We start from the raw sequence: 4,781 nt of genomic DNA, 5'->3' as shown, positions 1-4,781 counted from the left end.
CCCTTTCAGATAAGTCGGCTGATAATTGACGTCTAAACGCTTGTCAAAGAACTTGCTAATGTTCTATTTACTATATGCCCTTATGGGCGCACATGGATGTGCGGATGACCGGCATCGTAATGCTGATACACCAGGAATGGCTGATCACCAAAGCCAATCTTCTCCATGTAAGCCTGTGAAATTTCTTTCAACAGCGCCTTGGAATGTTGCTCAGAAGGGTCAAAGTTTAAGGAGATGTGGACGCTATTTCGAGCCACATTGGTGTTCAAAGCAGCCAACTTCAAGAGCATATTCAAACGCTCATGCTCGGACAGATTAGTGGCATTGTCCGGGTAGTTTCCTGCCATTATGCATTCCGCTACGCCTTCCTTTAACTTGTTTTCATTATAGAAAAAAGTGCTACGGATTGACATCCCTGTCTTTATGATTGCAACCATATTTTCGAGGCTTTGCTGATGTAAACATTGATCTCGTTCACCATCTCGATCAGGCGATCCTTATCGGCCTCATAAGCTTCCAACCAGCTTCTAAAATCAGCAATTTGCGAGAGTGCATGTAGTCTTTTGACAGCTTGATTCAGGTTGTTACCCGCAGTGGTAAGCTCACGTCGAAGACGGGTCAATTCAACCATCACTTCGTCGAATGACTGGTTGCGATGGTTTACCATGACAGGTTCTAAGAGCAGTACTTTCCTGGCATACTCGCTCGTTTTACGGCATGTAGTTCTTTGTACTTTTCGAAGAAGCTGTTTATATTCCTCTGGCGTTAGGCGGACGTGCAGCCACTTGGTTCGGTTGTGTTTGTCTTCATTCATCACATTATCATTTTCACATTTTGACATTCATTTTTCACTCAAACCCGCCCACGACTCCGGAGTGTTTAGGCGGCCAGATCCTTAGGTTGTGATACAACCTGACATCTGGCCGATTGCGGATAAGAGGCAATCCTTTCAGACTTTTTGTAGTCTGGAGTCGTCAAATTTGGCTCCTCTGACAATTCAACTCTTTTGACTCGATGATGTACTTGCCAACCACTCATTGAAATCCTTATAGCCAGTATACATTCCGCTGGCATCATTGTATTTTTCACTGATGTCCTTTGCCGTCGAAGTGCACCTAATACCTGTAGCATCCCGATCAAAATATAGGTCGATGTGATAGTGGCTTTCCAGAAAAGGTCGTGCGCGATCGAAGAGAGAGATGGAGTTCAGGATGACATAATTCTCGGGTTGCTCAGCCATCTTTCTCATCAAGGTTTTGTAGGACAGAAAATCGAACATGCCCTCAAACACCGAGACTGTCGGAGCACCGACATTGATTGTAGTAATATCCTTCGGACTGCTTGCCAACTTCGAGTAAGAATTCCGCAGCTCATAACCACCAGAATTATTGAGCAAGCCAATTGCAAAATACCTTCGGTCCCCGATCTGGTAATTAACCTGTCGGCAGTATTGCCTGGCAATATCAGGTGAAACAGATCTTGAAACTACGTAGTCCAAAAGTGTTTTACTTGTGAGCTGCCCGGTATACAAAATTTGTATGGGGCAATTCACAGCTGCCTTCTCTGTTGAAGGTAAAAGAATCTTAGGCTTGTAAAAGGACCAGTAATCGGAGAAAATCTTGATTACCTCCCCAACTGAGCACTGGTAAAAAATGGCGGCGAAGTCAATTAAATTCCCTCCAAGACTGATTCCGTGATCATACCAACGATTAAGTTTCCTATTGACTTTAAACGATGCAGTCCGTTCATCCCGCAAGGGAGACAAATACCAGTGATCTGCACAATGCACTTTAACTGGCTCAAATCCAAATTCTGACAGATAACCAATAAGGTCTAGTTCTCTAATTTCTGCCAACGTTAACAGCCCGCGGCTTCCCCTCTCTCTTTCGCTCATTTTGCTTTCTATTTTGGTTCCTGGAGCGAAATTAAAGAACACGAATGTCAGCTACCTATCCTGGGTAAATTCTCCTTAGGATCGTTTCAGGGGCAATTATTATTTTTGTACCGTACCAAAAACAAGAAACATGATGAACGCGAAAGAGCTGGCAGGTGTGTATGATACCATCATGAGTATCCCCGGAATGAACGATCAAATCAAGATCGATTTGAAGATTAGCAGGCGGAATGTTTTGCTTCTGACCCAGGCGATCAAAAGAGCCTTAAGTGTTCCCGGTGTTGGGGGTAATCCTGATTTGATTGAAATCGCCTCAAAAGAGTCAAAGGAAGAACTATTAGCATTGTCGGCCGATTGCTTGCAGAAATCCGGTCTGGTAGAATTGAACGACCGCCTCGCAAAGTTGTAAAAAAATTTTTGGGTCGTAATGGCTACTCACTCAGTGGATAAGATCTCGAGCCAAAATTTATATCAGCATAATCTTTCACACCCACTTTAATTTAAGAAGCCATTTAGATAAAATAGGCGGACTGCTTCGCTGAGCTCACGCTATTTCCTGAGAGGGATGTGTGAGTATCGATTAGGCTATTTAAGGGCGTTATGTTAGGTGGTTTTATCTCGGTTAATAATTTTGAGAATAAAAATCAGGAAGGCCGCTATTGAAAAACCAAGTAAAACATATTTAAACGAGCCACTGATGAACATGGCTACCGTGAAGGTGACCAGAGCTAGCGATATAATTACACGATCATTTTTCATACGCTGTTTTTGAGTAGAAGCTTAAGATCATTAAATCTACTTAAAGCGCCTTGGTTTTGAGTGTTGTTTTGTCAGGAAATCAACGCAGCAGAAACCTAAAAACAACACAAGTTATGGTAACGCAGTTATCCTGAACCGGCTACTTTCTGGCAGTAAGTGCCGCAGTGGCGATCTACTATGTAGTCATCGGAATTAGCTATTACCAGTAGGACATCAGGGAACTCCTCAATTCAAAGCAAGGGTTCTAGAACCGGCCGGAAAGGAACCGCAAAATATAAGGGCAGCCAACGAATATTCGACCAAGGTAGACAAGTATTATATTTCTTCAGAAGATCAAGCTCTAAAATTCCAGGCGAATTCCATTGCTGATTTCGGTTGTATTTACTGTGATACTGCCGTCAAGGTATATCACAGTAGGATTTGGAATTTTACAAAAGACTCTCATGTGAAAACGAGTAAAAACCCTCCGCCGTCACAATCAGATGGTCCAGAACCCGTATATTCAGTAACTCCCCGGCTTTTCTCATATTCTCAGTAATGCACTTATCAGCATCACTCGGTACGAGCTGCCCGGAAGGGTGATTGTGAGCCAGGATAATCCCTGTTGCATTGGCTTTCAAAGCAGCTGCAAAAACGATCCGTACGTCAGCACTTGCGCCTGAAATCCCGCCTTTGGAAACTTCAAAAATACCTAGCACGCGGCTGGCATTGTTCAATAGCAATATCTTGAACTCCTCAATAAATTCAAGTCTATCGGGGTTCCAGCTTTTGATCAGCACATTGTATGCATCTCTGGACGATGCTATTTTAGGACGCTGGCTTGCTTGTACCTTGGTTTTGTAGATCAGCTCAATTTCTGCTACCTGATACAAGTTTGAGACATTTCCGAAGCTTTCCATAATTACCTTGATTTTGAAGTGATTGAATGAATTATGGCGCTTCATTCTGGCACTGGTCAAGCAAGTAGTGGAAGCAACGGAATAAAGGAAGGCCGGTGGGCAGCCAGGCATTCATGCCGGGTGTTTATGCCGGAATTTCCACTACGCCCCGCAGCCCCTGTGCCTACCTTAGTGGCATCATTGATACAAGAAACTCTGACGGGCATTTAGACGGTCATCAAGAAATTTGGCAAGTCTCGAGGCAATTTCATTTAGCTATTCAATTGATAATCACTAGGGTACAGTAGCCGCGGCGTGGGTACAAGAAAAAGTTGTACTTGAAGAGCCTTGGTTTTGAGTGTTGTTTTGTCAGGTAATCAATGCAGCAACAACCTTAAAACAACACGAGTTATGGTAACGCATTTATCATGGACAGGCTACTTTCTGGCAGTGGGTGCCGCAGTGGCGATCTACTATGTGATTATCGGCATCCGTTATTACCGGCAGGACATCAGGGCACTGCTTAATTCAAAATCCCGGTTTTGGGAACGGCCGGAAAAACCTCCACCGATAATCAAACCACATGCAAGTCAGCCAGAGAAACCGCTGAACCTGTTGAAGTAAAAAAGCAGCCCTGGCAAAATGAAGCCTTGTTTGCCAAGGTAGAAGAGCTCAGCTCTCAGCTCAGGACCAGCATCAGAGAGGCATACCAAAAAGGCTATGAAAAGCGGGATCTGATTTTTCTGATCCAGATGTCAATAAAAGATTTTTCTGCCGTCGAAGGCACGCCGTTCCGTGAGGCGATCAACAATGTGATCACGTCGGAATCTGCAAAATATGGCTTCATCAACCTCAGTGCTGTGGAGCTAGAGGAGTTATGGAAGGAGGTTTAATGATGAGCCCGCTCTCCTGCGCTCCCGGGTCGTAGGAACCGGGAGCCGCAAGGAGACAAATCCAGCAAACAAATTCAAAACAATAATTAAAGAGGCGTATGAAATGTTGGAAAACGGCCCTTTCAGGCGGGCAAGACAAGTATGGGCAGCAGCGCTGCTCTCAGTAATGGCAACAATCGCCAAGGCGCAGGACGGAGCGGCGGGGATCTCCGAAGCCGACAGCCAGGTGCGTAGCTACTTCGAGCCAGGCACGCAGTTGATGTATGAAGTACTCCCGTTTGGCTGGACAGCCAGTGATTACAATTAAGTTCGATTAAGATGCTTTTGCGCCAAAAAACAGGTCATTTGGGGTAGATC

8 protein-coding genes are annotated in these 4,781 nt (G+C 44.6%); 4 read left to right on the top strand and 4 right to left on the bottom strand.

Annotation, left to right across the window (positions count from 1 at the left end; translation table 11 throughout):
• Positions 1-80: 80 nt before the first annotated feature.
• The 3 genes from G395_RS0127020 to G395_RS0127010 all read right to left on the bottom strand — a co-directional run bounded on the left by G395_RS0127020 (position 81) and on the right by G395_RS0127010 (position 1,894).
• Positions 81-413 (bottom strand): relaxase/mobilization nuclease domain-containing protein, encoded by a 333-nt coding sequence (locus G395_RS0127020; RefSeq protein ID WP_211237814.1) that lies wholly within the window; start codon positions 411-413, stop codon positions 81-83.
• Between the two features lie 8 nt (positions 414-421).
• The gene (locus G395_RS0127015) at positions 422-814 is read right to left on the bottom strand and encodes a plasmid mobilization protein (protein ID WP_026632855.1); all 393 of its coding nucleotides are present in this window, start codon (positions 812-814) and stop codon (positions 422-424) included.
• 183 nt (positions 815-997) lie between these two features.
• Positions 998-1,894 (bottom strand): DUF8464 domain-containing protein, encoded by an 897-nt coding sequence (locus tag G395_RS0127010; protein ID WP_026632854.1) that lies wholly within the window; start codon positions 1,892-1,894, stop codon positions 998-1,000.
• 130 nt (positions 1,895-2,024) lie between these two features.
• On the opposite strand from G395_RS0127010, the gene G395_RS0127005 reads away from it, so the two are divergent.
• Entirely contained in the window at positions 2,025-2,303 is a 279-nt protein-coding gene (locus tag G395_RS0127005; RefSeq protein WP_026632853.1) for a hypothetical protein, read from the top strand.
• Positions 2,304-3,081: 778 nt separating this feature from the next.
• On the opposite strand, the gene G395_RS0126995 is transcribed toward G395_RS0127005, so the two are convergent.
• Positions 3,082-3,552 (bottom strand): JAB domain-containing protein, encoded by a 471-nt coding sequence (locus G395_RS0126995; protein ID WP_026632852.1) that lies wholly within the window; start codon positions 3,550-3,552, stop codon positions 3,082-3,084.
• 390 nt (positions 3,553-3,942) lie between these two features.
• Here G395_RS0126995 and G395_RS32315 point away from each other — a divergent pair, with 390 nt between their 5' ends.
• The 3 genes from G395_RS32315 to G395_RS30715 all read left to right on the top strand — a co-directional run bounded on the left by G395_RS32315 (position 3,943) and on the right by G395_RS30715 (position 4,731).
• Positions 3,943-4,155 carry a hypothetical protein gene (locus G395_RS32315; protein WP_157486853.1) on the top strand — a complete coding sequence of 71 codons (213 nt, stop codon included), beginning with the start codon at positions 3,943-3,945 and terminating at the stop codon, positions 4,153-4,155.
• A 26-nt stretch (positions 4,156-4,181) separates the two neighbouring features.
• A complete protein-coding gene (locus G395_RS0126990; protein ID WP_157486852.1) occupies positions 4,182-4,424 on the top strand; it encodes a hypothetical protein in 243 nt (80 codons plus the stop codon).
• 103 nt (positions 4,425-4,527) lie between these two features.
• Positions 4,528-4,731: a DUF4134 family protein gene (locus G395_RS30715; RefSeq protein WP_051350445.1), complete on the top strand. Its 204-nt coding sequence runs from the start codon at positions 4,528-4,530 to the stop codon at positions 4,729-4,731.
• Positions 4,732-4,781: the final 50 nt, after the last annotated feature.

Source organism: Dyadobacter alkalitolerans DSM 23607, from assembly GCF_000428845.1.
GTDB classification, from domain to species: domain Bacteria; phylum Bacteroidota; class Bacteroidia; order Cytophagales; family Spirosomataceae; genus Dyadobacter; species Dyadobacter alkalitolerans.
This window is presented reverse-complemented; position numbering and strand designations above follow the sequence as displayed.